The 23,461-nt window shown below is 70.8% G+C and carries 24 protein-coding genes and 5 tRNA genes; 5 read left to right on the forward strand and 24 right to left on the reverse strand.

All coding sequences use genetic code 11. The annotated features are described in order from the left end of the window. Position 1: 1 nt before the first annotated feature. The 6 genes from DJ476_RS08030 to DJ476_RS08055 form a co-directional block, all read right to left on the reverse strand. Positions 2-667, reverse strand: coding sequence for a YceD family protein (locus tag DJ476_RS08030; RefSeq protein WP_112490182.1), 666 nt, complete (start codon positions 665-667; stop codon positions 2-4). 187 nt (positions 668-854) lie between these two features. Next, entirely contained in the window at positions 855-1,976 is a 1,122-nt protein-coding gene (locus tag DJ476_RS08035; protein WP_112490183.1) for an ATP synthase F0 subunit B, read from the reverse strand. A gap of 115 nt (positions 1,977-2,091) precedes the next feature. Beyond that, on the reverse strand, positions 2,092-2,571 hold the full coding sequence (gene coaD / locus DJ476_RS08040; RefSeq protein ID WP_181006558.1) for a pantetheine-phosphate adenylyltransferase: 480 nt from the start codon (positions 2,569-2,571) through the stop codon (positions 2,092-2,094). Between the two features lie 26 nt (positions 2,572-2,597). Then, the gene (gene rsmD / locus DJ476_RS08045; protein WP_053559213.1) at positions 2,598-3,182 is read right to left on the reverse strand and encodes a 16S rRNA (guanine(966)-N(2))-methyltransferase RsmD; all 585 of its coding nucleotides are present in this window, start codon (positions 3,180-3,182) and stop codon (positions 2,598-2,600) included. A gap of 149 nt (positions 3,183-3,331) precedes the next feature. Next, positions 3,332-5,605 carry an ATP-dependent DNA helicase RecG gene (gene recG / locus DJ476_RS08050; RefSeq protein WP_112490184.1) on the reverse strand — a complete coding sequence of 758 codons (2,274 nt, stop codon included), beginning with the start codon at positions 5,603-5,605 and terminating at the stop codon, positions 3,332-3,334. 52 nt (positions 5,606-5,657) lie between these two features. Beyond that, positions 5,658-7,313 carry a DAK2 domain-containing protein gene (locus tag DJ476_RS08055; RefSeq protein ID WP_112490185.1) on the reverse strand — a complete coding sequence of 552 codons (1,656 nt, stop codon included), beginning with the start codon at positions 7,311-7,313 and terminating at the stop codon, positions 5,658-5,660. A gap of 255 nt (positions 7,314-7,568) precedes the next feature. On the opposite strand from DJ476_RS08055, the gene rpmB reads away from it, so the two are divergent. Then, entirely contained in the window at positions 7,569-7,754 is a 186-nt protein-coding gene (gene rpmB / locus DJ476_RS08060) for a 50S ribosomal protein L28 (protein WP_019762972.1), read from the forward strand. An 88-nt stretch (positions 7,755-7,842) separates the two neighbouring features. Here the strand turns inward: rpmB and thiD are convergent, their stop codons facing one another. Both thiD and DJ476_RS08070 read right to left on the reverse strand, forming a co-directional pair. After that, complete coding sequence (gene thiD / locus DJ476_RS08065) at positions 7,843-8,652, reverse strand: bifunctional hydroxymethylpyrimidine kinase/phosphomethylpyrimidine kinase (protein WP_112490186.1); 810 nt, start codon at positions 8,650-8,652, stop codon at positions 7,843-7,845. A 36-nt stretch (positions 8,653-8,688) separates the two neighbouring features. After that, positions 8,689-9,660: a thiamine-phosphate kinase gene (locus DJ476_RS08070; RefSeq protein ID WP_070199289.1), complete on the reverse strand. Its 972-nt coding sequence runs from the start codon at positions 9,658-9,660 to the stop codon at positions 8,689-8,691. A gap of 240 nt (positions 9,661-9,900) precedes the next feature. On the opposite strand from DJ476_RS08070, the gene DJ476_RS08075 reads away from it, so the two are divergent. After that, the gene (locus tag DJ476_RS08075) at positions 9,901-10,134 is read left to right on the forward strand and encodes an Lrp/AsnC ligand binding domain-containing protein (RefSeq protein WP_018488685.1); all 234 of its coding nucleotides are present in this window, start codon (positions 9,901-9,903) and stop codon (positions 10,132-10,134) included. 203 nt (positions 10,135-10,337) lie between these two features. Here DJ476_RS08075 and DJ476_RS08080 read toward each other — a convergent pair whose 3' ends face one another. The 3 genes from DJ476_RS08080 to DJ476_RS08090 are packed head-to-tail and all read right to left on the reverse strand — an operon-like array spanning position 10,338 to position 13,307. Further along, a complete protein-coding gene (locus tag DJ476_RS08080) occupies positions 10,338-11,513 on the reverse strand; it encodes a D-alanine--D-alanine ligase family protein (RefSeq protein WP_112490187.1) in 1,176 nt (391 codons plus the stop codon). A gap of 34 nt (positions 11,514-11,547) precedes the next feature. Further along, positions 11,548-12,558: an NAD(P)H-dependent glycerol-3-phosphate dehydrogenase gene (locus tag DJ476_RS08085; RefSeq protein ID WP_070199291.1), complete on the reverse strand. Its 1,011-nt coding sequence runs from the start codon at positions 12,556-12,558 to the stop codon at positions 11,548-11,550. Continuing rightward, on the reverse strand, positions 12,555-13,307 hold the full coding sequence (locus tag DJ476_RS08090) for a lysophospholipid acyltransferase family protein (RefSeq protein ID WP_112490188.1): 753 nt from the start codon (positions 13,305-13,307) through the stop codon (positions 12,555-12,557). Before DJ476_RS08090 ends, DJ476_RS08085 begins: the two co-directional genes overlap by 4 nt. A 161-nt stretch (positions 13,308-13,468) precedes the next feature. Here DJ476_RS08090 and cofC point away from each other — a divergent pair, with 161 nt between their 5' ends. Both cofC and DJ476_RS08100 read left to right on the forward strand, forming a co-directional pair. Then, positions 13,469-14,161 (forward strand): 2-phospho-L-lactate guanylyltransferase, encoded by a 693-nt coding sequence (gene cofC, locus DJ476_RS08095; protein WP_103418913.1) that lies wholly within the window; start codon positions 13,469-13,471, stop codon positions 14,159-14,161. Positions 14,162-14,171: 10 nt separating this feature from the next. Then, positions 14,172-14,375: a hypothetical protein gene (locus tag DJ476_RS08100; RefSeq protein WP_070199294.1), complete on the forward strand. Its 204-nt coding sequence runs from the start codon at positions 14,172-14,174 to the stop codon at positions 14,373-14,375. 190 nt (positions 14,376-14,565) lie between these two features. On the opposite strand, the gene DJ476_RS08105 is transcribed toward DJ476_RS08100, so the two are convergent. The 4 genes from DJ476_RS08105 to leuC all read right to left on the reverse strand — a co-directional run bounded on the left by DJ476_RS08105 (position 14,566) and on the right by leuC (position 17,714). After that, complete coding sequence (locus DJ476_RS08105) at positions 14,566-15,216, reverse strand: HU family DNA-binding protein (protein ID WP_018488679.1); 651 nt, start codon at positions 15,214-15,216, stop codon at positions 14,566-14,568. Between the two features lie 142 nt (positions 15,217-15,358). Continuing rightward, positions 15,359-15,586, reverse strand: coding sequence for an SCO5555 family protein (locus DJ476_RS08110; protein ID WP_070199296.1), 228 nt, complete (start codon positions 15,584-15,586; stop codon positions 15,359-15,361). Between the two features lie 104 nt (positions 15,587-15,690). Next, the gene (gene leuD / locus DJ476_RS08115) at positions 15,691-16,284 is read right to left on the reverse strand and encodes a 3-isopropylmalate dehydratase small subunit (RefSeq protein ID WP_103418912.1); all 594 of its coding nucleotides are present in this window, start codon (positions 16,282-16,284) and stop codon (positions 15,691-15,693) included. Between the two features lie 2 nt (positions 16,285-16,286). Continuing rightward, positions 16,287-17,714, reverse strand: a complete 1,428-nt coding sequence (gene leuC, locus DJ476_RS08120) for a 3-isopropylmalate dehydratase large subunit (RefSeq protein WP_103418911.1) — start codon at positions 17,712-17,714, stop codon at positions 16,287-16,289. A 173-nt stretch (positions 17,715-17,887) separates the two neighbouring features. Here leuC and ndgR point away from each other — a divergent pair, with 173 nt between their 5' ends. Next, positions 17,888-18,604, forward strand: a complete 717-nt coding sequence (gene ndgR / locus DJ476_RS08125; protein WP_026237628.1) for an IclR family transcriptional regulator NdgR — start codon at positions 17,888-17,890, stop codon at positions 18,602-18,604. Positions 18,605-18,807: 203 nt separating this feature from the next. Here the strand turns inward: ndgR and DJ476_RS08130 are convergent. The 9 genes from DJ476_RS08130 to DJ476_RS08170 all read right to left on the reverse strand — a co-directional run bounded on the left by DJ476_RS08130 (position 18,808) and on the right by DJ476_RS08170 (position 22,940). Next, a tRNA-Glu gene (locus tag DJ476_RS08130) sits at positions 18,808-18,880 on the reverse strand. 20 nt (positions 18,881-18,900) lie between these two features. Beyond that, positions 18,901-18,972, reverse strand: a tRNA-Gln gene (locus tag DJ476_RS08135). Between the two features lie 12 nt (positions 18,973-18,984). Next, positions 18,985-19,057, reverse strand: a tRNA-Glu gene (locus DJ476_RS08140). 60 nt (positions 19,058-19,117) lie between these two features. Then, positions 19,118-19,190: transfer RNA gene (locus DJ476_RS08145), tRNA-Glu, on the reverse strand. Between the two features lie 38 nt (positions 19,191-19,228). Further along, positions 19,229-19,300, reverse strand: a tRNA-Gln gene (locus tag DJ476_RS08150). Between the two features lie 88 nt (positions 19,301-19,388). Next, positions 19,389-20,108 (reverse strand): HAD family hydrolase, encoded by a 720-nt coding sequence (locus DJ476_RS08155; protein ID WP_103418910.1) that lies wholly within the window; start codon positions 20,106-20,108, stop codon positions 19,389-19,391. A 95-nt stretch (positions 20,109-20,203) separates the two neighbouring features. Continuing rightward, a complete protein-coding gene (gene gltX / locus DJ476_RS08160; protein WP_103418909.1) occupies positions 20,204-21,718 on the reverse strand; it encodes a glutamate--tRNA ligase in 1,515 nt (504 codons plus the stop codon). After that, the gene (locus DJ476_RS08165) at positions 21,711-22,496 is read right to left on the reverse strand and encodes a fumarylacetoacetate hydrolase family protein (protein ID WP_103418908.1); all 786 of its coding nucleotides are present in this window, start codon (positions 22,494-22,496) and stop codon (positions 21,711-21,713) included. The genes gltX and DJ476_RS08165 overlap by 8 nt, the downstream gene beginning before the upstream one ends. Before the next feature lie 258 nt (positions 22,497-22,754). Further along, positions 22,755-22,940 (reverse strand): hypothetical protein, encoded by a 186-nt coding sequence (locus tag DJ476_RS08170; RefSeq protein WP_019763135.1) that lies wholly within the window; start codon positions 22,938-22,940, stop codon positions 22,755-22,757. Between the last annotated feature and the right edge of the window lie 521 nt (positions 22,941-23,461).

The raw sequence follows: 23,461 nt of genomic DNA on the forward strand, positions 1-23,461 counted from the left end.
GCTACTTCTCCTGCTTCTCGTCGACGCCCGGTTCGGCGCCGCCCATGTTGTCCTTCTCGCCGTCCTGAACGGTCTCGGCGAGTCCTTGCAGTGCCGCCCAACGGATGTCGACGGCGTCGTGGTGGTGGCCCGGGTTCTCGTCCAGCCTGATTCCGCATTCGGAACACAGACCGGCGCAGGTCTCCTTGCACACCGGCTGCATGGGCAGTGCGAGCACTACCGCGTCACGCAGCACTGACTCGAGGTCGAACAGGCCGTCCTCGAGGAAGAACCTGTCCTCGTCGTCCTCGGCGTCGTCGGCCGGGTCCGCAGGGCGGCCCCGGTCATCGGCGTCAGGGTACGAGAACATCTCCTGGAAATCCGCGTCGACCTCGACGGTCAGCGGCTCCAGACACCTTACGCACTCCCCTTCGGCGGTTGCACGGGCGGTGCCTGTGACGAGCACCCCTTCCATGACCGATTCGAGTCGGAGGTCCAGCTCCAGGGGCGCGCCTTCCGGCACACCGATGACGCCGTCGATACCGAGAACCGGTGAACCGGGAGCTTCCACCGAGCGGGAGAGCCGCTTCAGGGCACCGGGACGCCGACCCAGCTCGCGCGTATCGAACACGAGAGGGCTGCGGTGGTCGAGGTGGCCGTTCAGGGCGTTTCCTGCTTTCGAAATCATGGAGGTCGTGCTTGCTGTGGAGGGGAGAGGCCGTCTGCGGTCCATAGACGGACTGTTCTGTTCCGTAGCCGAAACGGGCAGCCGGGATCCCGGACCTATGCGCGACCGAGGATTCAGGATACTGGACGGACCGCTCAGCACCCAATCGGCCCAGGGCCTCCGCCGCCGGGGCGGGGCCCGGGGGCGGTCAGCGGCCCTCTTCGTAGCGGCGCAGCTGCTCCAGGTCGATCATGCTGGTGTCGAAGAGGCTGGTCTCGTCCAGCGCCCCCGGGCCCTGCTGGGCGGGCACCTGGGGCTGCTGCCAGCCGTAGTCGGGCTGGGACTGCGGCTGGGGCGGGTACGCGGTGGCGTTCGGGTCGTAGCCGGGGGCGGGCTGCTGGTAGGTCGCGTACGGGTCCGGCACCTGCTGATAGCCGTACGGGTCCTGCGGCTGCTGCTCCTGGTAGCCGTACGACGCCTGCGCGTACTCGGGCTGGGCGTACTCCCCCTGCCCGTACCCCGGCTCGGCCTGCGGCTGCTGCTGGGGCTGCTCCGGGTAGAGCGGCTGCTGGGGGACCTGCCGCGGCTCCGGGGTGGCCAGCTCGGCCAGGCCGGCCAGATAGTCGGCGTCGCTGGTGTGGCCCTGGGCGCCCGCCGCGTCCTGGGCGGCGATGTGCGCGCCGAGGTCGTCGGTGGCGACCCGGCCGTGCAGCTTCTGCCGGCCGCGGCCGACCGCCTCCAGGGTCTTGGCGAGGACGGCCTCGAAGGCGCCGAACTTGGCGTCCACATAGGCGTCGGCCCGCTGCCGCAGCGTCTCCGGGTCGGTGCTGCGCTCGGGGGCCTCGGCGAAGTCGGGGTCCTGGTAGCCCTGGTCGTCCAGTCCCTGGCCCCGGCCGAGCAGCTTCTCGCGGCCGCGGTCGACGGAGCCGATGGTCTTGGTGAGGACGACCTCGAAGTTGGCGAGCTTGCTGTCGACGTAGTCGTCGGCCTCGGCCCGGACCTCCTCGGCCTCGCGGCGGGCCTCGGAGAGGATCCGGTCGGCCTCGCTCTGCGACTGGCGGGCGATCTCGGTCTCCGCGATCAGGGAGGCGCGCTCGGCGTGCGCGGACCGGATGATCCGCTCCGCCTCCTGGCGGGCCTGCTCCGCGAACTGCTCCTGGCCGCCGATCAGCTCCTGGGCCTGGGCGAGCGAGCCGGGCAGGGCCTCGCGTACCTCTTCGAGCATGGCGAGCAGCTCGGCGCGGTTGACCACGCAGGAGGCCGACATGGGCATGGCGCGGGCGTTCCCGACCGTTTCGACGATCTCGTCGAGCTTCTTCTGCACGTCCACCGTGTGCTCGCCACTCTCTGCTGCTCTTCGGAGCTGCTGCTCTGTTGGAGACGGACGGGACGACTGTAAGGCCAGTCGGCGGCCGCCCGACACCTGGTGACGGACCGTCAGCGCATCAGCGCTTGCCCAGCCGCTCGGTGAGCGCCTCGTGGACGGTGGGCGGCAGCAGGTGGGAGACGTCGCCGCCCCAGGTCGCGACCTCCTTGACCAGCGAGGACGACAGGAAGCTGTACGTCGGGTTGGTGGGCACGAAGAGGGTCTCGACGCCCGAGAGGCCGTTGTTCATCTGGGCCATCTGGAGTTCGTAGTCGAAGTCGCTGACGGCCCGCAGGCCCTTCACGATCGCCGGGATCTCCCGCTGCTTGCAGAAGTCGACCAGCAGGCCGTGGAAGGACTCCACCTCCACGTTGCCGAAGTCGGCGGTCACCTCGCGGATCAGCTCGATCCGCTCGTCCACGGTGAACAGCCCCTTCTTGGACTGGTTGATCATCACCGCCACGTGCACCACGTCGTACAGCTTGGAGGCTCGTCCGATGATGTCGAGATGTCCGTTGGTGATGGGGTCGAAAGACCCCGGACAGACGGCGCGGCGCACTGTGATTCCCTCGCTCTCCGGTCCGGTCATCGTGCGTCTTCGCACGTAGCGGCGGCGCGACCGTACCAAAGCGTTCCCTCGCCGTAGCGACGGGCCCGCAGTGGCTCGAATCCGGCGGGCCAGCCGAATTCTCCGCCCCGGGTGCTGCGTTCCACGGTGACGAGCGCATCGTCCGTGAGCCACCCCTGGGCACGGAGTGTGAGCAGGATCTCGCGAAGATCGTCGTCGGTGACGGCGTACGGCGGGTCCAGGAAGACGACGTCGTACGGGTGGGAGGGCGCCGGTCCTGTCACGATCTGTTCGGCTCTGCCCGTACGGACCTCGGCGCCGGGCAGTCCGAGGGTGCGGACGTTCTCCCGGACGGTGCGCACCGCCTTCTGGTCCGCCTCGACGAGCAGGGCGTGGACCGCGCCCCGGGAGAGCGCTTCGAGGCCGACGGCGCCCGATCCGGCGTACAGATCGGCGACGCGGATGCCGTCGAGGGTGCCGAGCAGCGCTTCCCAGGTGGAGAAGAGGCCCTCCCGCGCACGGTCGGAGGTGGGGCGGGTGCCGGTGCCGGGCGGTACGGCGAGGCGGCGTCCGCCGGCCGTTCCGGCGATCACGCGGGTCATGGGTGTCGGGTCCTCGGGGTCGGGATCTGTACGGGTCGGCGCGCATGGGTGGCCGCGTGCCGCTGTGCGTCCACGATATGGCGTACGGCCGGGACCGGCAGGGCGGCCCCGTGGCTCACGTACCGGCCCGCCCGGATCCGCCCGGGCGCTCACCCCTTGTCGAGATACTCCTCGCGCTCCTTGTCCAGCAGGGCGGCCAGCACCGTGCGCAGCTCCGGCAGGTGCTCCAGCTCCGGGTCGGCGGCGACGATCGCGACGGCCTCCTCGCGGGCGGCGGCGATCACCTCCTCGTCGTCGATGACGGTGAGCATCCGGAGCGAGGAGCGCACCCCGGACTGGGCCTGGCCGAGCACATCGCCCTCGCGGCGCTGCTCCAGGTCGATCCGGGAGAGCTCGAAGCCGTCGAGGGTGGCGGCGACGGCGGAGAGGCGGGCGCGGGCGGGGCTCGCCTCGTGGGCCTCGCTGACCAGCAGACAGAGCCCGGGGGCGGAGCCACGGCCGACGCGGCCGCGGAGCTGGTGGAGCTGGGAGACGCCGAACCGGTCGGCGTCCATGATCACCATGGCGGTGGCGTTGGGGACGTTGACCCCGACCTCGATGACGGTGGTGGCGACCAGGACGTCGACGTCACCGGCGGCGAACCGGCGCATCACGTCGTCCTTCTCGTCGGGGTGCATCCGGCCGTGGAGCACTTCGACGCTCAGCCCGGCCAGCGCGCCCTTGCGCAGCTCGTCCGCGACCTCCAGGACGGCGAGCGGGGGCCGCTTCTCGGGGTCCTCATCGGGGGCCGCCTTCTTGGCCTTGGCCTTCTTCGCGCCCTTCCCGTCCTCCTCGGCCTCGTCCCCGATGCGGGGGCAGACCACGTACGCCTGGTGGCCGTTCTCCACCTCCTCCCGGACGCGCTCCCAGGCGCGGGCGAGGAAGTGCGGCTTGTCCTTGGCGGGGACGACATGGCTGGCGATCGGGGAGCGGCCGGCCGGGAGCTGGTCCAGGACGGAGGTCTCCAGGTCCCCGAAGACCGTCATGGCGACCGTGCGCGGAATGGGGGTGGCGGTCATGACGAGCAGGTGGGGCGGCTGCTTGCCCTTGGAGCGGAGGGCGTCGCGCTGCTCCACGCCGAAGCGGTGCTGCTCGTCGACGACGACGAGGCCCAGGTCGTGGAACTGGACTTTGTCCTCGATGAGGGCGTGGGTGCCGATGACGATCCCGGCCTCGCCGGTGACCAGGTCGAGCAGGGCCTGACGGCGGGCGGCCGCGCCCATGGAGCCGGTGAGCAGGACGACCTTGGTCCCCTGCTCGGATCCCCCCAGCGCCCGCCCGTCGCCCGACCGCCGCCCCTCATCGAGAGGCGCTTCGCGCCACAGCCCCCAATTGTCGGCCAGCTCCCCCATCATCTCGGTGATCGAGCGGTGGTGCTGCTGGGCGAGGACCTCGGTGGGGGCGAGCATCGCGGCCTGGCCGCCCGCGTCGACGACGGTGAGCATGGCGCGCAGGGCGACCATGGTCTTTCCGGAGCCGACCTCGCCCTGGAGGAGGCGGTGCATGGGGTGTTCGGTGGCCAGGTCGTCGAAGATCTCCTTGCTGACCTTCTCCTGGCCCTCGGTGAGGGTGAACGGCAGCTTCGCGTCGAAGGCGTCCAGCAGCCCGCCCTCGACGGGGCGGCGGGCGACGGCGGGGAGCTGGGTGTCGGCGTAGCGGCGGCGGGCCAGGGCGACCTGGAGGACGAAGGCCTCGTCCCACTTGAGCCGGGCCTTGGCGTCCTCGATGTCCGCCTTGGTCTGCGGGCGGTGGACCTTGAGCAGGGCCTCGGGCAGCGGGGTGAAGCCGCGCCCCTCGCGCAGGGAGGCGGGCAGCGGGTCCACCGCGTCCTGGGCGCTGGGCAGCACGGCGTCCACGGCCTTGGCGATCCGCCAGGAGTCGAGCTGCTTGCAGGCGGGATAGATCGGCAGCAGCCGTCCGGCGAAGGCGTCCACGGCCTCGGTCGCCTCGTCGGCGTCGGAGGCGTCGAGCAGTTGGTACGTGGGGTGGGCGAGCTGCATCTTCCGGTTGAAGACGGAGACCTTGCCCGCGAACATCGCCTGGCGGCCCGGCAGCAGCTCCTTGTGCGGCTTGTGGACGCCGTGGCCGAAGAAGACCAGCTGGAGGCGGCCGCTGCCGTCGGTGAGGGTGACCTCCAGGCGCTTGCCCTGGCCGTTGTTGAACATCAGGATCCGGGCGTCCGCGACCTGGGCGACGACCGTGACGTGCTCGTCCAGCGGGAGGTCGGCCAGCGCGGTCAGCTTGCCGCGCTCCTCGTACCGCCGCGGGTAGTGGTGCAGCAGATCCCCGACCGTGTGCAGGTCGAGGTGTTCGGCCATCACCTTCGCGGTGGCTCCGCCGAGCAGCTTCTTGAGAGGTTCATCGAACGAGGACACGCGATCCATTGCACACCACGCCACTGACAACCGTCCGCCGGGCACGCACACCCGGCTCCGGTCACTCGACGCCGATCAGCAGCGGCGCGCGCTGGTGGCCGCCCCGGTAGACGACGGTGTCCACGGCGAGGTGGCCCTCGCGTACGTACTCCTCCAGCGCGTCCGCCAAGGTGTCCGGGACGTCCTCCCCCAGGACCAGGGTGACCAGTTCGCCGCCGGCCGCCAGCATCCGGTCCAGCACCGTGCGGGCGGTGGTCTGGACGTCGGCCCCGATCACGGCCACGTCCCCGTCGATCAGCCCGAGGACGTCCCCGGCCTGGCAGATGCCCGCCATGGTCCACGACCGGTGCTCGGCCACGGCCAGTTCGGCGTAGCGGGTGGCCCCGGCGGCGGCGGTCATGGCGACCACGTCCTCGTCGAAGCCCCGGTCCGGCTCGTGCACGGCGAGGGCGGCGATGCCCTGGACGGCGGCGCGGGTGGGGACGAGGGCGACCCGGACCCCCTCGGTCCTGGCCTGTTCGGCGGCGGCGGCCGCGGTGTGGCGCAGGGCCGCGTCGTTGGGCAGGAGCACCACCTCGCGGGCGTGGGCGCGGCGGATGGCGTCGACCAGTTCGCCGCTGGCGGGGGGTTCGCCGGGGCGGGCGATCACGGTGGTGGCGCCCGCCTCGGTGCAGAGCCCGGCCAGCCCGTCGCCGGGGACCACGACGACCACGGCGCGCTGGGCCGGTTCGGCCTGGACGCGGACGTCGTGGCCGCTCTCGGTGGCGAAGTGGGTGATGCGGATGCGGTACGGCCGCCCGGCCTCGACGCCCGCCTCCACGGCGGCCCCGGCGTCGTCGACGTGGACGTGCACGTGCCAGAGGCCGTCGCCGCCCACCACGACCAGGGAGTCACCGAGCGCGTCGAGCCGGGCGCGCAGCCGGTCCACCTGCTCGTCGCGGGCCTCCAGGAGGTAGATCACCTCGAAGGCGGGCCCGCCGCCCCCGGCCTCCTCGGGGCAGTCGAGCGGGCCGTCGGCCACCGTGGCCGCGGCGACCGCTCCGGCCGGGCCGACGGCACCGGTGCGCGGCTCCCGTACCGGCGCCTGTCCGGTCACCGCCTCCAGCAGCGCCCCCAGGACCGTCACCAGCCCCCGTCCCCCGGCGTCCACGACCCCGGCGCGGCCGAGCACGGCGAGCTGCTCCGGGGTCCTCGCCAGCGCGGCGCGCGCCCCCTCGTACGCGGCGCGCACCACGGCGTGCAGGTCCCCGGCGTCCCCGCGCGCGGCTTCGGCGGCCGCCGTGGCGACGGTGAGCACCGTGCCCTCCACGGGGTGGGCGACGGCCTGCCGGGCGGCGTCGGCGGCGCGGGCCAGGGCGAGGCCGAGGTGGTCCGCGTCGCTGCCCTCGGCCAGCACCCCGGCCATCCCGCGCAGCAGCTGGGCCAGGATCGTGCCGGAGTTCCCGCGGGCGCCGATCAGGGCGCCGTGCGCCATGGCGCGTACGGCGTCGGCGGTGGCGGGGGTGGTGGTGCCGGTCTCATGGGCGGCGAAGACGGCTTCGACGGCCGCGGCGGCGGACTCGACGGTCAGATAGAGGTTGGTCCCGGTGTCCCCGTCGGCGATGGGATAGACGTTGATCGCATCGATCTCCGTACGCTCCCGGCCCAGGGCCTCCAGGGCCAGTGAGCACCAGGTGCGCACCGCGACGGCGTTCAGGTCGTCGGGGAGCTGCGGCACCGATGGTCCTCCTTGAAGCGGCCGTGGCAACGGGCTGCACCGCAGGTTAGCCCGCCTTCCTGAGCCCCGGCAGGGACAGGGGGCGGGAGAGGGACGGTCCCACCCGTGGTAGTTTCGTATCTCCGAAGCAGGCGTTGTATGCTGCTTCGGTTGCCCGACGAGAGTCGGGCCATTCCTCCGGTACCGCCACTTCATTCAATGATTCCGGCGCGCCGGAATTCACTGTAAGTGCATCTGAAGTCTTTGGAGTGACCCGTGGCTGCCAACTGCGACGTCTGCGGCAAGGGGCCGGGCTTCGGCAACAGCATTTCGCACTCGCACCGCCGTACGTCCCGTCGCTGGAACCCCAACATCCAGCGCGTGCGTGCCGTGGTCGGTCGAACGCCGAAGCGGCTCAACGTCTGCACCTCGTGCATCAAGGCCGGCAAGGTCGCGCGCTGACGTTTCCGTCGTAGCGCAGCCTTCCGGTTGCCCGAAAAGCCGGTCCACCTCGGTGGACCGGCTTTTTGCTGTGCTCATCCGGCGGTGATCATTCGGCGAGGCGAGTGCGCCAGCCGTGGTCGACCGGGCCGATGCCGCCGCCGAGCGGGAATCCGGCCCGGATCGCGCCGGTGACGTAGGCCTTCGCGCTCTCCACCGCCGTGGGCACGTCCTGGCCGAGCGCGAGCCCGGAGGCGACGGCGGAGGCGAGGGTGCAGCCGGTGCCGTGGGTGTGCCGGTTGTCGTAGCGGGGGGCGCGCAGCCAGTGTTCCGCGCTCCCGTCGGTGAGCAGGTCCACCGCGTCGCCGGTCAGATGGCCGCCCTTGATCAGCGCCCAGCGGGGCCCGAAGGCGAGGATCTCCTCGGCGGCCCGGCGCATCCCGCTCTCGTCGGTGACCGTGACCCCGGTGAGCTGTGCCACCTCGTCGAGGTTCGGGGTGGCGACGGTGGCGACGGGCAGCAGCTTCGTCCGTACGGAATCGAGCGCCTCGGCGGCCAGCAGAGCGTCGCCGTGCTTGGAGACCCCGACCGGGTCGACGACGACGGGGGCGTCGGTGGCGGCGAGGAGTTCCGCGACGGTCTCCACGAGGGCGGCCGACGCGAGCATCCCGGTCTTCACCGCCTGGACGCCGATGTCGTCGACGACGCTGTGGTACTGGGCGCGTACGGCCTCCACCGGAAGCTCCCACGCGCCCTGGACACCGAGGGAGTTCTGTGCGGTGACGGCGGTGAGGACGCTCATGCCGTGGACGCCGTGGGCGAGCATGGTCTTCAGGTCGGCCTGGATTCCCGCACCGCCGCCGGAGTCGGAACCGGCGACGGTGAGCACGCGGGGCGGTACAGCGGTACGTATGGGCATGCGCAGCAATCTAACGGGAGCCCCCGCGCGACCTGGTCAGTAGGTGTCCTCGATCGTGCCGAAGTGGTCCCAGCCGCCCTTGCTGGTCCAGGGCGCTCCGTCGACGGTGACCTGGGGCAGGGCGGAGGGGTTGAGGACCTCTCCGATCACCTTCCAGCGGGCGGGGAGTTTGGCGTCGGGCGGGAAGGTGGCCACGATCGCGTGGTCCTCTCCCCCGGTCAGCACCCACTGGAGCGGGTCGACGCCGACGGCCTGGCCGATGTCGGACATCTGCGAGGGGATGTCGATGAGGCCGGAGCGCAGGTCGATGCGGACCTTGCTGGCCTCCGCGATGTGCCCGAGGTCCGCGACGAGCCCGTCGCTGACGTCGGTCATCGCGGTGGCGCCGAGCCCGGCGGCGGCGGGGCCCGCGTGGTACGGCGGTTCGGGGCGGCGGTGGGCCTCGACGAAGGCGCGGGGCGAGCGGAAGCCCCGGGAGAGCACGGCGTACCCGGCGGCGGACCAGCCGAGCCAGCCGGTGACGGCTACGACATCGCCGGGGCGTGCGCCGGCGCGGGTGACCGGCTCGTGGTTGCGCAGGTCGCCGAGGGCCGTGATGGAGACGGTGATCGTGTCACCGCCGACCACATCGCCGCCGACGACGGCCGCCCCCGCCACCTGGCACTCGTCCCGCAGCCCGTCCATCAGCTCGGCGGCCCAGGTGACCGGGAGGTCGGCGGGGACCACCAGGCCGAGGAGCAGAGCGGTGGGCACGGCGCCCATGGCGGCGATGTCGGCGAGGTTCTGGGCCGCCGCCTTGCGGCCGACGTCGTACGCCGTCGACCAGTCGCGGCGGAAGTGCCGCCCTTCCAGCAGGATGTCCGTACTGGCCACGACCCTGCGGTCGGGGGCGGCCACGACCGCGGCGTCGTCGCCGGGCCCCAGCCGTACCGCCGGAGTGGTGGTGAGCCGGGACGTCAGCTCTCTGATGAGGCCGAACTCCCCCAACTCGCCCACGGTTCCCTTCACCGAGTCTCACCTCTCATCTATCGCCCCGGACACCCGTCCGGGCCCCCGGTCGCGAGCCGTCACTGCTGTCGGTACCGTCAGGAGAGCTGTCGGCACCGTCAAGGGATACGTCAACTTCCGCACTCCGCACGCCACGCTGTGGACGTCATACGTCCCGTAGGTCTCCCCGTCACCCTCCGCGACGCGATAACGTGGCGTCCCTTTCCCCCACATGATCCTCGTGGCCGCCCTGGAGGTTCCGTGGTACAGGCGTACATCCTCATCCAGACCGAGGTGGGCAAGGCGTCGATCGTCGCCGAGACCATCTCCAAGATTCCGGGAGTCATCCAGGCAGAGGACGTCACCGGTCCGTACGACGTGATCGTGCGTGCCCAGTCCGACACGGTCGACGCGCTCGGCCGCATGGTGGTCGCCAAGGTGCAGCAGGTGGACGGCATCACGCGCACACTGACCTGTCCGGTCGTCCACCTCTGACCCCCGTCCGGTGCCGCGCGGGACGCGCGGTCCTCGCCCGTGGTTCTCCGCCCCGGCACCGTGATCCTCCGCGCGCTGACGGGGCGATCGTACTGCCCCGCGGCTCTCCCCTGTCCACGTCCGCGGCTCCCCCTGCCCGCGGAGAGCCCCGCCCCACGCCGGAAGGCCGGGACGGCCACCGCCGTCCCGGCCTTCCGGGTCTCTCAGCGCAGTCCGGTGGAGCGGGTCAACGCGGCCTGGATCAGCCGGTCGACCAGCTCCTGGTAGCTGACGCCGCTCTCCTGCCACATGCGCGGGTACATGGAGATCGGGGTGAACCCCGGCAGGGTGTTGATCTCGTTGATGACGAAGGTGCCGTCCTCGGTGAGGAAGAAGTCGGCGCGCACCAGCCCCTCGCAGGAGGTGGCGTCGAAGGCGGCGACGGCGAGCCGCTGCACCTCGGCGGTCTGCTCCTCGGTGAGCGGGGCGGGCACCAGACCCGTGGCCGAGTCGATGTACTTGGCCTCGAAGTCGTAGAAGTCGTGCGCGGTGACCGGGGGGATCTCGGCGGGCACGCTGGCGCGCGGTCCGTCCTCGAACTCCAGCACCCCGCACTCGATCTCACGGCCGCGCAGCAGCGACTCCACCAGGAACTTGGGGTCGTGGCGGCGGGCCTCCTCGATCGCCGCGTCGAGCCCTTCGAGGCCGTCGACCTTGGTGATGCCCATGGAGGAGCCGCCCCGGGCGGGCTTGATGAACAGCGGCCAGCCGTGCTCCCCGGCGAAGTCCACGATCCGCTTGCGTACGGCGGAGGGGTCGCGGTCCCACTCGCGCGGGCGGACCACCTCGTACGGTCCGACCGGCAGCCCGAAGGAGAGGAAGACGCGCTTCATGTACTCCTTGTCCTGGCCGACGGCCGAGGCGAGGACGCCCGCGCCGACGTAGGGCACACCGGAGAGTTCCAGCAGCCCCTGGAGCGTGCCGTCCTCCCCGTACGGGCCGTGCAGCACGGGGAAGACGACGTCGACCTCACCGAGCGCCTTGGGCACCGAGCCGGGTTCGCTGTAGACGACCTCACGGCTGCCCGGGTCGACCGAGAGGACGACGCTGCCCTCGGTGGACTCCGCCAGCTGGGCCACGTCGGGGACCTTGCGGTCGGTGATGGCCATGCGTTCGGGCTCATCAGCGGTGAGCGCCCAGCGGCCGTCCGTCGTGATACCGATCGGCAGGACGTCGTACTTCGTCCGGTCGATGGCCTTCATGACGGCGCCGGCCGTGACGACCGAGATGCCGTGTTCGGAGCTGCGGCCGCCGAACACGACAGCCACACGCGGCTTGCGGCGCTGCTGCTCAGGGCTCTCGGGGCGCTCAGGGCTCTGGGGGAGGTTCTCGCTGCTCATATCGCGATGAGCGTACCTGCTGGTAGAGGAGGAGTCAGCGTCGCTCGGCCTTGGCGCTCCGCGACATCAGCTCCTTCACCGCGACGACCGGGGACTTGCCCTCGTGAACGATCGAGACGACGGTCTCCGTGATGGGCATGTCGACCCCGTGCCGGCGGGCCAGGTCGAGGACAGATTCGCAGGACTTGACGCCCTCGGCGGTCTGCTTGGTGACGGCGATCGTCTCCTGGAGCGTCATGCCCCGGCCGAGGTTGGTGCCGAAGGTGTGGTTGCGGGAGAGCGGCGAGGAGCAGGTGGCCACCAGGTCGCCCAGGCCCGCGAGTCCGGAGAAGGTCAGCGGGTCGGCGCCCATGGCCACGCCCAGCCGGGTGGTCTCGGCCAGGCCCCGGGTGATGAGGGAGCCCTTGGTGTTGTCCCCGAGCCCCATGCCGTCCGCGATGCCGACGGCGAGGCCGATGACGTTCTTCACGGCGCCGCCCAGCTCGCAGCCGACCACGTCGGTGTTGGTGTAGGGCCGGAAGTACGGGGTGTGGCAGGCGGCCTGGAGGCGCTGGGCGACGGACTCGTCGGCGCAGGCGACGACGGCGGCGGCGGGGCGGCGCTCGGCGATCTCCTTGGCGAGGTTGGGGCCCGAGACGACGGCGATGCGGTCGGCGGAGACCTTGGCGACGTCCGCGATCACCTCGCTCATCAGCTTGGCGGTGCCCAGCTCGACGCCCTTCATCAGGGAGACCAGGACGGTGCCGGACTCCAGGTGCGGGGCCCAGTCGGCGAGGTTGGCGCGCAGGGTCTGGGAGGGCACGACGAGGAAGGCGAACTCGGCGCCGCGCAGCGCCTCGGCGGGGTCGGTGGTGGCCCGGATCGAGGCGGGCAGCTCGATGCCCGGCAGGTAGTCCGGGTTGGTGTGCGTGGTGTTGACGGCCTCGGCGACCTCGGCGCGGCGTCCCCAGAGGGTGACGTCGCAGCCCGCGTCGGCGAGGATCACGGCGAACGCCGTACCCCATGAGCCGGTTCCGAAGACGGCCGCTTTGACGGGGTGCGTCACGTGGATCCCTTTCCCTGCGCCCTGCGCCGTTGTTCGGCCCGGGCCTTGCGGTGATCGTAGAGCTCGGCGGGGGCCTTCTCCCCGCGGACGTCCTCCAGCTGGCGGGTGATCGCGGCCATGATGACCTCGGTCGCCTGGCGCAGCACCTCGGGCGTCGGCTCGACATCGTAGAAGCGGCTGAGGTCGACGGGCGGACCCGCCTGCACGGTCAGCGTCTTGCGGGGGAACAGCCGGAGCTTGTTCTCCTTGGCGTACGGCGGCATCACCTGGTTGGCGCCCCACTGGGCGACGGGGATGACCGGGACCTTGGTCATCAGCGCGACGCGGGCGGCACCGGTCTTGCCGGCCATCGGCCACATCCGCGGGTCGCGGGTGAGGGTGCCCTCCGGGTAGAAGGCCACGCACTCGCCGCGCTCGATGGCGTCGACGGCGGCCCGGAAGGCGTCCAGCGCGTTGGTCGTCTCGCGGTAGACGGGGATCTGGCCGGTGCCGCGCAGCATCATCCCGACGAAGGGGGTGCGGAAGAGGCCCGCCTTCGCCAGGAACCGGGGCACCCGTCCGGCGTTGTACTGGAAGTGGCCGTAGGAGAGCGGGTCCAGATAGGAGTTGTGGTTGACGGCGCTGATGAATCCGCCCTCGGCCGGAATGTGTTCCATCCCCCGCCAGTCGCGCTTGAACAGAACCACCAGTGGCGGCTTGGCGATAACCGCCGCCAGGCGGTACCAGAAGCCGATTCTGCGGCGGGACACTCGGACACCTTCCTCTAAGGACCTCATGGGAACGGCGACCTGTTGCCGGCTACCGACGGTCAAGTCTCGCCCCAGGCCCCTCCTCTGTCGAGAACACCGTACGCCTCACCTTCGGGAGGGGTCCTCCGGGTTGTCGTACCGGCAGGCGAGAATAGGTCGTCATGCGTACGGAGGGGGAGATCGCCACGAACACCGATCCGGCCGGCCCGTGGTCCCTGGTCGTTCCGCTGAAGCCGCTCGCGCGGGCCAAGAGCCGCCTGGGGCGGGCGGCGGGCGAGTCCGTCCGGCCCCGGCTGGCCCTGGCCTTCGCGCAGGACACGGTGGCCGCGGCGCTCTCCTGCGCCCGGGTGCGGGATGTGGTGGTCGTCACGGACGACGCGGCGGCCGGGGCGGCTCTTTCGGCGCTGGGTGCGCGGATCGTGCCGGACTCCCCGGCGGCCGGGCTCAACGCGGCGCTGGCGCACGGGGCGCGCTCGGTGCGGGCGCTCGCCCCCGTCCTCCCGGTCGCCGCGCTCAACGCGGATCTGCCGGCGCTGCGCCCCGCCGAATTGGCGCGGGTGCTCGATTTTGCCTCCGCTTTTCCTCGCGCATTTCTCCGGGATGCGGCGGGAATCGGAACGACATTTCTGTCCTGTGCCGGGGGCGTGGAATTGCGTCCGGCTTTCGGCGGCCCCTCCGCCGCCCGGCATCTGGCTTCGGGCGCGGTGGAAATTACGCTGCCCGGTGTCGACTCGGTGCGCCGGGACGTGGATACGGGCGAGGATCTGCGGGTGGCCCTGGCCCTCGGCGTGGGGGCGTACACGGAGCGGCTCGGTCTCGCGCTGCCGCTCTTCGCCGGACCGGTGGAGCGCTAGGCTGCGGCCCATGCAGGCGACCTCGTACACGTACGATCCCGAGACCCGCACCGGCAGTGTGCTGCTGGACGACGGCACCCCGGTGGAGTTCGACGCCGCGGCCTTCGACGCGGGCGGTCTGCTGCTGCTCCGGCCGGGGCAGCGGGTGCGGATCGAGGGCGAGGGCCGGGGTGCGGACCTGCGGATCACGCTGGTGACGCTGCAGACGTTCTGACGCACGTCCGTCCGGTCGTTCTTCTCCGTCCTCCACCCTCCACGCACGCCCGGGTTCGTCCTTTACGCACGCCCGGTCGTTCTCGCGCATCTCCGGTGGGCCGAACGGGCCCCGGACAGCCCGCGGGCCGGGCTCCCCCGGAGGGGAGCCCGGCCCGGCGCGTTTCCTCGAAGCGAGCGGTCGCCCGGTCTCACTTCTTGCGTGCGGTGGCCTTCTTGGCCGTGGTGGTGCGCGCGGTGGTCTTCTTCGCGGGCGCCTTCTTCGCCGTGGCCTTCTTGGCGGGCGCGGTCTTCTTGGCCGTGGCGGTGGCCTTCTTCGCCGTGGCCGCCTTCTTCGCGGCCGGCGTGGCCTTCTTGGCGGTGGCGGTCGCCTTCTTGGCGGTCGTCTTCTTGGCCGCGGTCTTCGCCGGAGCCGTCTTCTTGGCGGTGGTCTTCTTCGCCGTGGCCTTCTTGGCGGCCGACTTCTTGGCGGCGGCGGCCTTGACCGTCGTACGGGCGGCGGAAGATCCGCCCGACAGGCTGCCCTTGGGCGCCTTCTTCACGGCCACGTCGTTCTTGGGGAGCTTCTTGGAGCCGCTCACCAGGTCCTTGAACCCCTGACCCGCGCGGAAGCGGGGCACCGAGGTCTTCTTGACCCGGACGCGCTCACCCGTCTGCGGGTTGCGAGCGTACCGGGCGGGGCGGTCGACCTTCTCGAACGAGCCGAAGCCGGTGACCGAGACACGGTCCCCGGCGACAACGGCACGGACGATCGCGTCGAGTACCGCGTCGACAGCGTCTGCGGCCTGCTGGCGGCCGCCGACCTTGTCGGCAATCGCTTCTACGAGCTGCGCCTTGTTCACGTCTTCCCCTTCGGAGACATTGCCGGAACGAAAGTGTTCAGGCTTTTTCGCACGTTAGGCAGATATATACCGCAAATCAAACACGAAACGGGCTAATCACCCTAGTGCCGCAACGAAGTCGACCGATGCGCAGTTCCACGTGTCAGTCACCTTCGGGGAATCGGCCCTCATCGAGGTCCTTCATCAACCGGTCCAGACGCCTTGCCGCGTCCGGGAGATCGTGCTTCGCCGCGGCCGTGACGACCAGCAGCTTCCGGGAGAGCGCCATCCGTACGCTCTCCGGGACTTGCAGTGCACGCACCTTCGCGTGCGCTTCCTTCAGTCGGTCCGCGACGTGGCCGTAGAGCTCGAGTTGGCTGTCGCGTTCCATGCACCGATTGTGCCATCTGGGGCGAGTTGTCGCCCGAGGGGGGCTCAACAAGCGACTGCGCCCCCTGCCGGGAGGCAGGGGGCGCAGTCATGGAAAACCGCTGCTCAGGCGTCAATTGTACGCGGCTTGTGGGCCGGCCTGGCGGCCTCGTAAGCGGCGATGTCCGCTTCGTTCTGAAGGGTGAGGCTGATGTCGTCGAGGCCGTTCAGCAGCCGCCAGCGGGCGTTCTCGTCCAGCTCGAAGTCGGCCGTGACGCCCCCGGCGCGGACCTGGCGGGCCTCCAGGTCGACGGTGATCTCGGCGCTCGGGTCGGCCTCGCTCAGCTCCCACAGGGCGTCGACGACCTTCTGGTCCAGCACGACGGTCAGCAGGCCGTTCTTCAGCGAGTTGCCCCGGAAGATGTCGGCGAAGCGGGAGGAGATGACGGCCTTGAAGCCGTAGTTCTGCAGGGCCCAGACGGCGTGTTCGCGGGAGGAGCCCGTACCGAAGTCGGGACCGGCCACCAGGACCGTGGCGCCCTGCCGCTCGGGGCGGTTGAGGACGAAGTCGGCGTCCTTGCGCCAGGCTTCGAAGAGGCCGTCCTCGAACCCGTCGCGGGTGACCTTCTTGAGCCAGTGGGCGGGGATGATCTGGTCGGTGTCGACGTTGCTGCGGCGCAGCGGGACGGCCCGGCCGGTGTGGGTGGTGAAGGCTTCCATGGCTATGCGACTCCGGCGGGGGTACGGGTGTCGGACAGGTCGGCGGGCGAGGCCAGACGGCCCAGCACGGCGGTGGCGGCGGCGACCTGGGGCGAGACCAGGTGGGTGCGGCCGCCCTTGCCCTGCCGGCCCTCGAAGTTGCGGTTCGAGGTGGAGGCGGAGCGCTCGCCGGGGGCCAGCTGGTCGGGGTTCATACCGAGGCACATCGAGCAACCCGCGTGCCGCCATTCGGCTCCGGCGGCGGTGAAGACCTTGTCCAGCCCCTCGGAGACGGCCTGGAGCGCGACCCGGACCGAGCCGGGGACGACCAGCATCCGTACGCCGTCGGCGACTTTGCGGCCGTCCAGGATCGAGGCGGCGTTGCGCAGGTCCTCGATGCGGCCGTTGGTGCACGAACCTACGAAGACGGTGTCGACGTTGATGTCGCGCAGCGGCTGGCCGGCGGTCAACCCCATGTACTCCAGGGCCTTTTCGGCGGCGTTGCGCTCCGATGCGTCCTCGTACGAAGCCGGGTCGGGGACGTTGGCCGAGAGCGGGGCGCCCTGGCCCGGGTTGGTGCCCCAGGTGACGAACGGGGCCAGCGCAGCGGCGTCGATGACGACCTCGGCGTCGAACACCGCGTCGTCGTCCGTGCGCAGGGTCTTCCAGTACGCCACGGCGGCGTCCCAGTCCGCGCCCTTGGGTGCGGCGTCGCGGCCCTCCAGATAGGCGAAGGTGGTCTCGTCCGGGGCGATCATGCCCGCGCGGGCACCGGCCTCGATCGACATGTTGCAGATGGTCATCCGGGCCTCCATCGAGAGCTTCTCGATGGCGGAGCCGCGGTATTCGAGGATGTAGCCCTGGCCTCCGCCGGTGCCGATCCGGGCGATGATCGCGAGGATCAGGTCCTTGGCGGTGACGTCCTCGGGCAGTTCGCCCTCGACGGTGATGGCCATGGTCTTGGGGCGGGCCAGCGGCAGCGTCTGGGTGGCCAGGACGTGCTCCACCTGGCTGGTGCCGATGCCGAACGCCAGCGCGCCGAACGCGCCGTGCGTGGAGGTGTGGGAGTCGCCGCAGACCACGGTGGTGCCGGGCTGGGTCAGGCCCAGCTGCGGGCCGACCACGTGCACGACGCCCTGCTCGACGTCGCCCAGCGGGTGCAGCCGTACGCCGAAATCCGCGCAGTTCTTGCGCAGGGTCTCCAGCTGGGCGCGGGAGACCGGGTCCGCGATCGGCTTGTCGATGTCGAGGGTCGGGGTGTTGTGGTCCTCGGTGGCGATGGTGAGGTCGAGGCGCCGCACCGGGCGTCCGGCCTGGCGCAGACCGTCGAAGGCCTGCGGGCTGGTCACCTCGTGCAGCAGGTGCAGATCGATGAAGAGGAGGTCGGGCTCGCCCTCCGCGCGCCGGACGACATGGTCGTCCCAGACCTTCTCCGCGAGTGTCCTACCCATCGCTTTCCCTCCGGCCGGCGTCTTCGCCGGCCCAACTAGAGATTCGGTACGCCGCCGTCCGGATCCCCTGCGGGGCGGTGGCCACGGGCCGTTGTGGGGCCGCCCGTACAGGTTCGCAACTTCCGGAGAAAATTGAACTTGCGTTTCACAGAGTGAGACGGGAGTATCGTCGTATGGACAACTCTAGCGGCGTCGGCGTTCTCGACAAGGCAGCTCTGGTACTGAGCGCCCTGGAGTCCGGTCCGGCCACCCTCGCCGGGCTGGTCGCGGCGACCGGGCTCGCACGGCCCACGGCCCACCGTCTGGCCGTGGCACTGGAACACCACCGGATGGTGGCGAGGGACATGCAGGGCCGGTTCATCCTCGGCCCCCGGCTGTCGGAACTGGCAGCCGCGGCGGGCGAGGACCGCCTGCTGGCCACGGCCGGACCGGTACTCACCCACCTGCGCGACATCACCGGCGAGAGCGCCCAGCTCTACCGCCGGCAGGGCGACATGCGCATCTGCGTGGCGGCGGCGGAGCGGCTGTCCGGACTCCGGGACACGGTGCCGGTCGGCTCCACGCTCACCATGAAGGCGGGCTCCTCGGCCCAGATCCTGATGGCCTGGGAGGAGCCGGAGCGGCTGCACCGGGGCCTCCAGGGCGCCCGGTTCACCGCGACGGCGCTCTCCGGCGTACGGCGGCGGGGCTGGGCCCAGTCGATCGGTGAGCGGGAGCCGGGCGTCGCCTCGGTCTCGGCCCCGGTGCGCGGCCCGTCGAACCGGGTGGTCGCCGCCGTCTCGGTCTCCGGGCCGATCGAGCGGCTGACCCGTCACCCGGGCCGGATGCACGCCCAGGCGGTCATCGACTCGGCGGCCCGCCTGAGCGAGGCCCTGCGCCGCTCGGGCTGACGCCGCCCCCGCACCCCCGTCCGCTCCTAGCTCCTCGTCGGAAGGCCGCCCCAGCGCCGTGGCGGCCCTTTTTCCTCCCCGGCCGACAGCTCTCCCGCGGCCAACGGCCGTACAGCGGAGGCGAATCGCCCCGGCGCACCCCGGCCCGGACAAGCAAGAAGACCCTCCACCGAGGTGAAGGGTCTTCCCGTACCGCTCTGTTGTACCCCCGACCGGATTCGAACCGGCGCTACTGCCGTGAGAGGGCAGCGTGCTAGGCCGCTACACAACGGGGGCGTGGTTACTGCTGACTTGCGCTGGGCTACCAGGACTCGAACCTAGAATGACGGTACCAGAAACCGTAGTGTTGCCAATTACACCATAGCCCATGGTGTGACAAGTACCCCCGACCGGATTCGAACCGGCGCTACTGCCGTGAGAGGGCAGCGTGCTAGGCCGCTACACAACGGGGGCCCTAGCGATCCTGCATCGAAAACGTGGGTGCGACCCAGGTGTTCTCGCGGGAAGGATCTGTACCCCCGACCGGATTCGAACCGGCGCTACTGCCGTGAGAGGGCAGCGTGCTAGGCCGCTACACAACGGGGGCTTGTCCTGCTGGATACTGCTGGTCTTGCTGGTACTGCGCTGGGCTACCAGGACTCGAACCTAGAATGACGGTACCAGAAACCGTAGTGTTGCCAATTACACCATAGCCCACTGAAATGCAACCCCTGGAGGGGGCTTCACTTCTGTCTGCGCTTCCCGGTCGGATCTTCCGTCCCGCTCGGGCGGCGCAGAAAGAACATTACCCGAAGGTGTCCGGCGCTCCAAAACGGGTATCGCCCGCCAGCAGCCCGGGGAGCTGGTCCAGCCCGGTGATCGTCACGAGGTCCGGGCGCCCGCCCCTCCCCCGCCGGTCGAGCCAGATGCCCGCCAGTCCGGCGGCGACGGCCCCGCTCGCGTCGATGTCGGGCTCGTCCCCCACGTACGCCACTTCGTGCGGCTCCAGCGCGAGCGCCTCGCAGGCCGCGTGGAAGGCACCGGGCTCGGGCTTGGAGATGCCCAGCTCCACGGCGCAGACCATCGCCTCGAACCGGTCCCGGACGCCGAGCGCGGTCAGCTTGCGGTGCTGGTTCTCGCTGCTGGAGTTGGAGAGGACCGCGTGGCGGTAGCCGGAGGCCAGCCGGTCCAGGACCGGCAGCACGTCCGGGAAGAGCTGCCAGGCGGCCTCGTAGTGGGCCAGGTGCCCGGCGAACCAGTCGTCGGCCTCGTCGTCCGTCAGGGGCCGCGAGAGGAACTCCCGCACCCGGTCCCGGCGCTGACCGAGGAAGTCCGTCTCGCCTGCGGCGACGCGGGCCCAGTGCACGGCGGTGATGGCCTTCCAGGCGGCGAGGGCCTCGTCGACCGACGCGTACGCCTCGGGCAGCCCCACGCCCTCCAGGTGGAGCCGCATACCGGTGTGGTCGGCGCCCGCGTAGTCGAAGATCGTGTCGTCGATGTCCCAGAGCACGGCGCGGATCGGCATGTACGCCACCGTAGTCGCCCGTGCGGGGCCGTGGCCGGGAAAAGGCGGGAGGGCCGCAGCCGGTCGGCCGCGGCCCTCCCGAGGGGCGTGCGTCGCTACGCGGTCAGCTTGGCCAGCGCCGCGTCGATGCGGGCCAGGCTCTTCTCGCGGCCCAGGATCTCCAGGGACTCGAAGAGCGGCAGCCCGATGGTGCGGCCGGTCACGGCGACCCGGACCGGGGCCTGGGCCTTGCCGAGCTTGAGGCCGTGCGCCTCGCCGGCGGTGAGAACGGCGTTCTTCAGGGACTCCGCGTCGCTCCAGTCGGCCGCCTCCAGGTTGGCGCGGGCGGTGGTGAGCAGGGCCACCGGGTCGCCCTTCATCGCCTTGGTCCAGGACGCCTCGTCCTCCACCGGCTCGTCGAGGAAGAGGAAGTCGACGTTGTCGGTGATGTCGGAGAGGACCGTGACGCGGGTCTGGGCGTACGGGGCGATCCGCGTCCACTTCTCCGCGTCGAAGGCCTCCGGGGCCCAGGGGGCGAAGGGGGCCTTCAGCCAGGGGCCGCAGGCCTCGGTGAAGGTCTTCACGTCCAGCATGCGGATGTGCTCGGCGTTGATGTGCTCGGCCTTCTTGAGGTCGAAACGGGCCGGGTTGGCGTTGACGTCCTCGATGTCGAACGCGGCGACCAGCTCGTCCACCGAGAAGATGTCGCGGTCCTCGGCGATCGACCAGCCGAGCAGCGAGAGGTAGTTCAGCAGCCCCTCGGGGAGGAAGCCGCGCTCCCGGTAGAGGTTGAGGGAGGCCTGCGGGTCGCGCTTGGAGAGCTTCTTGTTGCCCTCGCCCATGACGTACGGCAGGTGGCCGAAGGCGGGGATGTCCTTGGCGATGCCCAGCTCGATGAGCGCCCGGTACAGGGCGATCTGGCGCGGCGTGGAGGAGAGCAGGTCCTCGCCGCGCAGGACGTGGGTGATCTCCATCAGGGCGTCGTCGACCGGGTTGACCAGGGTGTAGAGCGGGGCCCCGTTGGCGCGGACGATGCCGTAGTCGGGGACGTTCTCCGGCTGGACGGTGATCTCGCCGCGGACCAGGTCGGTGAAGGTGATGGCCTCGTCGGGCATCCGGAAGCGGACGATCGAGGTGCGGCCCTCGGCCTCGTACGCCGCCTTCTGCTCGGCGGTGAGGTCGCGGCAGTGGCCGTCGTAACCGGACGGCTTCCCCGCGGCGCGGGCGGCGTCGCGGCGGGTGTCCAGCTCCTCGGTGGTGCAGTAGCAGGCGTACGCGTACCCGCCGGCGAGCAGCTTCCCGGCGACGTCCTGGTACAGGTCCATCCGCTGCGACTGGCGGTAGGGGGCGTGCGGGCCGCCGGTCTCCGGGCCCTCGTCCCAGTCCAGGCCGAGCCAGCGCATGGAGTCGAGCAGCTGCTCGTAGGACTCCTCGGAGTCGCGCGCGGCGTCGGTGTCCTCGATCCGGAAGACCAGGGTGCCCTGGTGGTGCCGGGCGAAGGCCCAGTTGAACAGGGCCGTGCGGACCAGGCCCACATGGGGGTTGCCGGTCGGGGAGGGACAGAAACGGACGCGAGGGGGTACCCCCTGGTCGAGCGGAGCCGAGAGCTTGGGGGAGGGTGCGTTAGCCACGCTTGATCACCTTGTTGGTGAGAGTGCCGATGCCTTCGATGGTGACGGCGACCTCGTCGCCGACGTGCAGGGGTCCGACCCCTGCGGGGGTGCCCGTGAGGATGACGTCGCCCGGGAGGAGGGTCATGGCCTCCGTGATGTGGACGACCAGGTCCTCGATGGAGCGGACCATGTCGCTCGTGCGGCCGAGCTGCCGCTGCTCGCCGTTGACCGTCGCCTGGATGGTGAGGTCGTGGGGGTCCACGTCGGTCTCCACCCAGGGGCCCAGTGGGCAGGAGGTGTCGAAGCCCTTGGCGCGGGCCCACTGCTTCTCGCGCTGCTGCACATCGCGGGCGGTGACGTCGTTGGCGCAGGTGTAGCCGAAGACCACGTCCTTCACGCGCTCGCGCGGGACCTCGCGGCACATGCGGCCGATGACCACGGCCAGCTCGGCCTCGTGGTGCAGCTCGCTGGAGAAGGAGGGGTACTCGATCGCGTCGCCGGAGCCGATCACCGAGGTGGTGGGCTTGAAGAAGGTGATCGGCGCTTCGGGGACCTCGTGGCCCAGCTCGGCGGCGTGCTCCGCGTAGTTGCGGCCGATGGCCACGACCTTGTTGGGGAGCACGGGGGGCAGCAGCCGGACCTTGTTCAGCGGGACCTTGGTGCCCGAGAGCTCGAAGTCGGCGTACGGGATGCCCTTGATGATGTCGAGGACGAGGTCACCGGATTCCACGGTGCCCTGTCCTTCGACGGCGCCGAAGGCGACATTGCCGTCGATGGAGAACCTGGCGATGCGCACGGGATGCTGTCGCCCCTCACTTGCTGGCTGGCTGAAGACTGACGCTCCAGGCTAGCGCCTCGCCCGGCGCGGATCGCCCCAAAAGGAGCGTCGTCCAGTGCGTGCGATCGCAAGGCGGCCGAAGGCCCTTGTAGCGGAGCTACCAGGGCGTTTGGCCAACGCCGCGAGCGTGCGTGCTGGGCGGCGTGACGGGGCGATCCGGGCCGGGCGAGGCGCTGGCGCTGTGAGGGGGCACAGCCTCGCGCATCGCCCCGGGGACTACTGGGCGGTCGCGACCGCGACGGGGGCTTCCATGAGGATGGTGCGGCGCGGGTTGGCCGTCACGTTGGGCAGGGCGGCGGCGTGCTCCGGCAGGAACGGCGTCTGCAGCGCCTCGGCGTCCTTGAGGTGCGCCAGCGTGGTGCGCCGGGGGTTGGCGGTGTTGCGGATCGTCGTCGTCTTCATCTGCCGTCAGGACCCTGTCGGTTCGGGCGCCACCCAGGTGGCGCGGACTTGTCGGATTGGCCATCCCTGTAAAGCGTCAGGCTAAACATCCGATTCCCTGCCGAAGCCGGGTTGAGGCGACGATCATCATGTGAGTTTGCTCACGAAGTAATCGACAATTGGACCATTCCGGGCAGTGGATCACAGTGTGAGAAACGGACATTCCGCCACTGAATCCACCATTCCGCTCCTGATCATCGCGACTGGGACACCCCCCACCCCTAAGCGACTCCTCCCCGATAGTCCGTTTTACCCACGATCACTCTCCACTGCTTGTTACTCGCTCATCACAACGTGTCACGCAGGTCACAGCCCGGTACATGGGCCTTGTTGGAGATCCTGCACTGTGCTGGAATTCCACGCACCGCCGCGGGTTTCAGACCGGCGCACCGGGGCGCAACGCAGCGCCGAGCGGCGGCGGGAGGGGGAGAGTACGCCGGTCACTCCACGACCATCATGGGGCGCTTCCAGTGCCCTACAAC

It is taken from the genome of Streptomyces bacillaris (genome assembly GCF_003268675.1).
GTDB lineage: Bacteria > Actinomycetota > Actinomycetes > Streptomycetales > Streptomycetaceae > Streptomyces > Streptomyces bacillaris.

What these genes read in the sequence shown, in the direction of transcription:
- DJ476_RS08030 (WP_112490182.1), bottom strand. Translation starts at nt 667, where the DNA reads ATGATTTCGAAAGCAGGAAACGCCCTGAACGGCCACCTCGACCACCGC.
- DJ476_RS08080 (WP_112490187.1), bottom strand. Translation starts at nt 11,513, where the DNA reads ATGAGCAGCGAGAACCTCCCCCAGAGCCCTGAGCGCCCCGAGAGCCCT.
- thiD (WP_112490186.1), bottom strand. Translation starts at nt 8,652, where the DNA reads ATGCCCATACGTACCGCTGTACCGCCCCGCGTGCTCACCGTCGCCGGT.
- DJ476_RS08170 (WP_019763135.1), bottom strand. Translation starts at nt 22,940, where the DNA reads ATGAAGACGACGACGATCCGCAACACCGCCAACCCCCGGCGCACCACG.
- recG (WP_112490184.1), bottom strand. Translation starts at nt 5,605, where the DNA reads ATGGATCGCGTGTCCTCGTTCGATGAACCTCTCAAGAAGCTGCTCGGC.
- rsmD (WP_053559213.1), bottom strand. Translation starts at nt 3,182, where the DNA reads ATGACCCGCGTGATCGCCGGAACGGCCGGCGGACGCCGCCTCGCCGTA.
- ndgR (WP_026237628.1), top strand. Translation starts at nt 17,888, where the DNA reads ATGGACAACTCTAGCGGCGTCGGCGTTCTCGACAAGGCAGCTCTGGTA.
- cofC (WP_103418913.1), top strand. Translation starts at nt 13,469, where the DNA reads ATGCGTACGGAGGGGGAGATCGCCACGAACACCGATCCGGCCGGCCCG.
- DJ476_RS08110 (WP_070199296.1), bottom strand. Translation starts at nt 15,586, where the DNA reads ATGGAACGCGACAGCCAACTCGAGCTCTACGGCCACGTCGCGGACCGA.
- leuC (WP_103418911.1), bottom strand. Translation starts at nt 17,714, where the DNA reads ATGGGTAGGACACTCGCGGAGAAGGTCTGGGACGACCATGTCGTCCGG.
- DJ476_RS08100 (WP_070199294.1), top strand. Translation starts at nt 14,172, where the DNA reads ATGCAGGCGACCTCGTACACGTACGATCCCGAGACCCGCACCGGCAGT.
- DJ476_RS08155 (WP_103418910.1), bottom strand. Translation starts at nt 20,108, where the DNA reads ATGCCGATCCGCGCCGTGCTCTGGGACATCGACGACACGATCTTCGAC.
- leuD (WP_103418912.1), bottom strand. Translation starts at nt 16,284, where the DNA reads ATGGAAGCCTTCACCACCCACACCGGCCGGGCCGTCCCGCTGCGCCGC.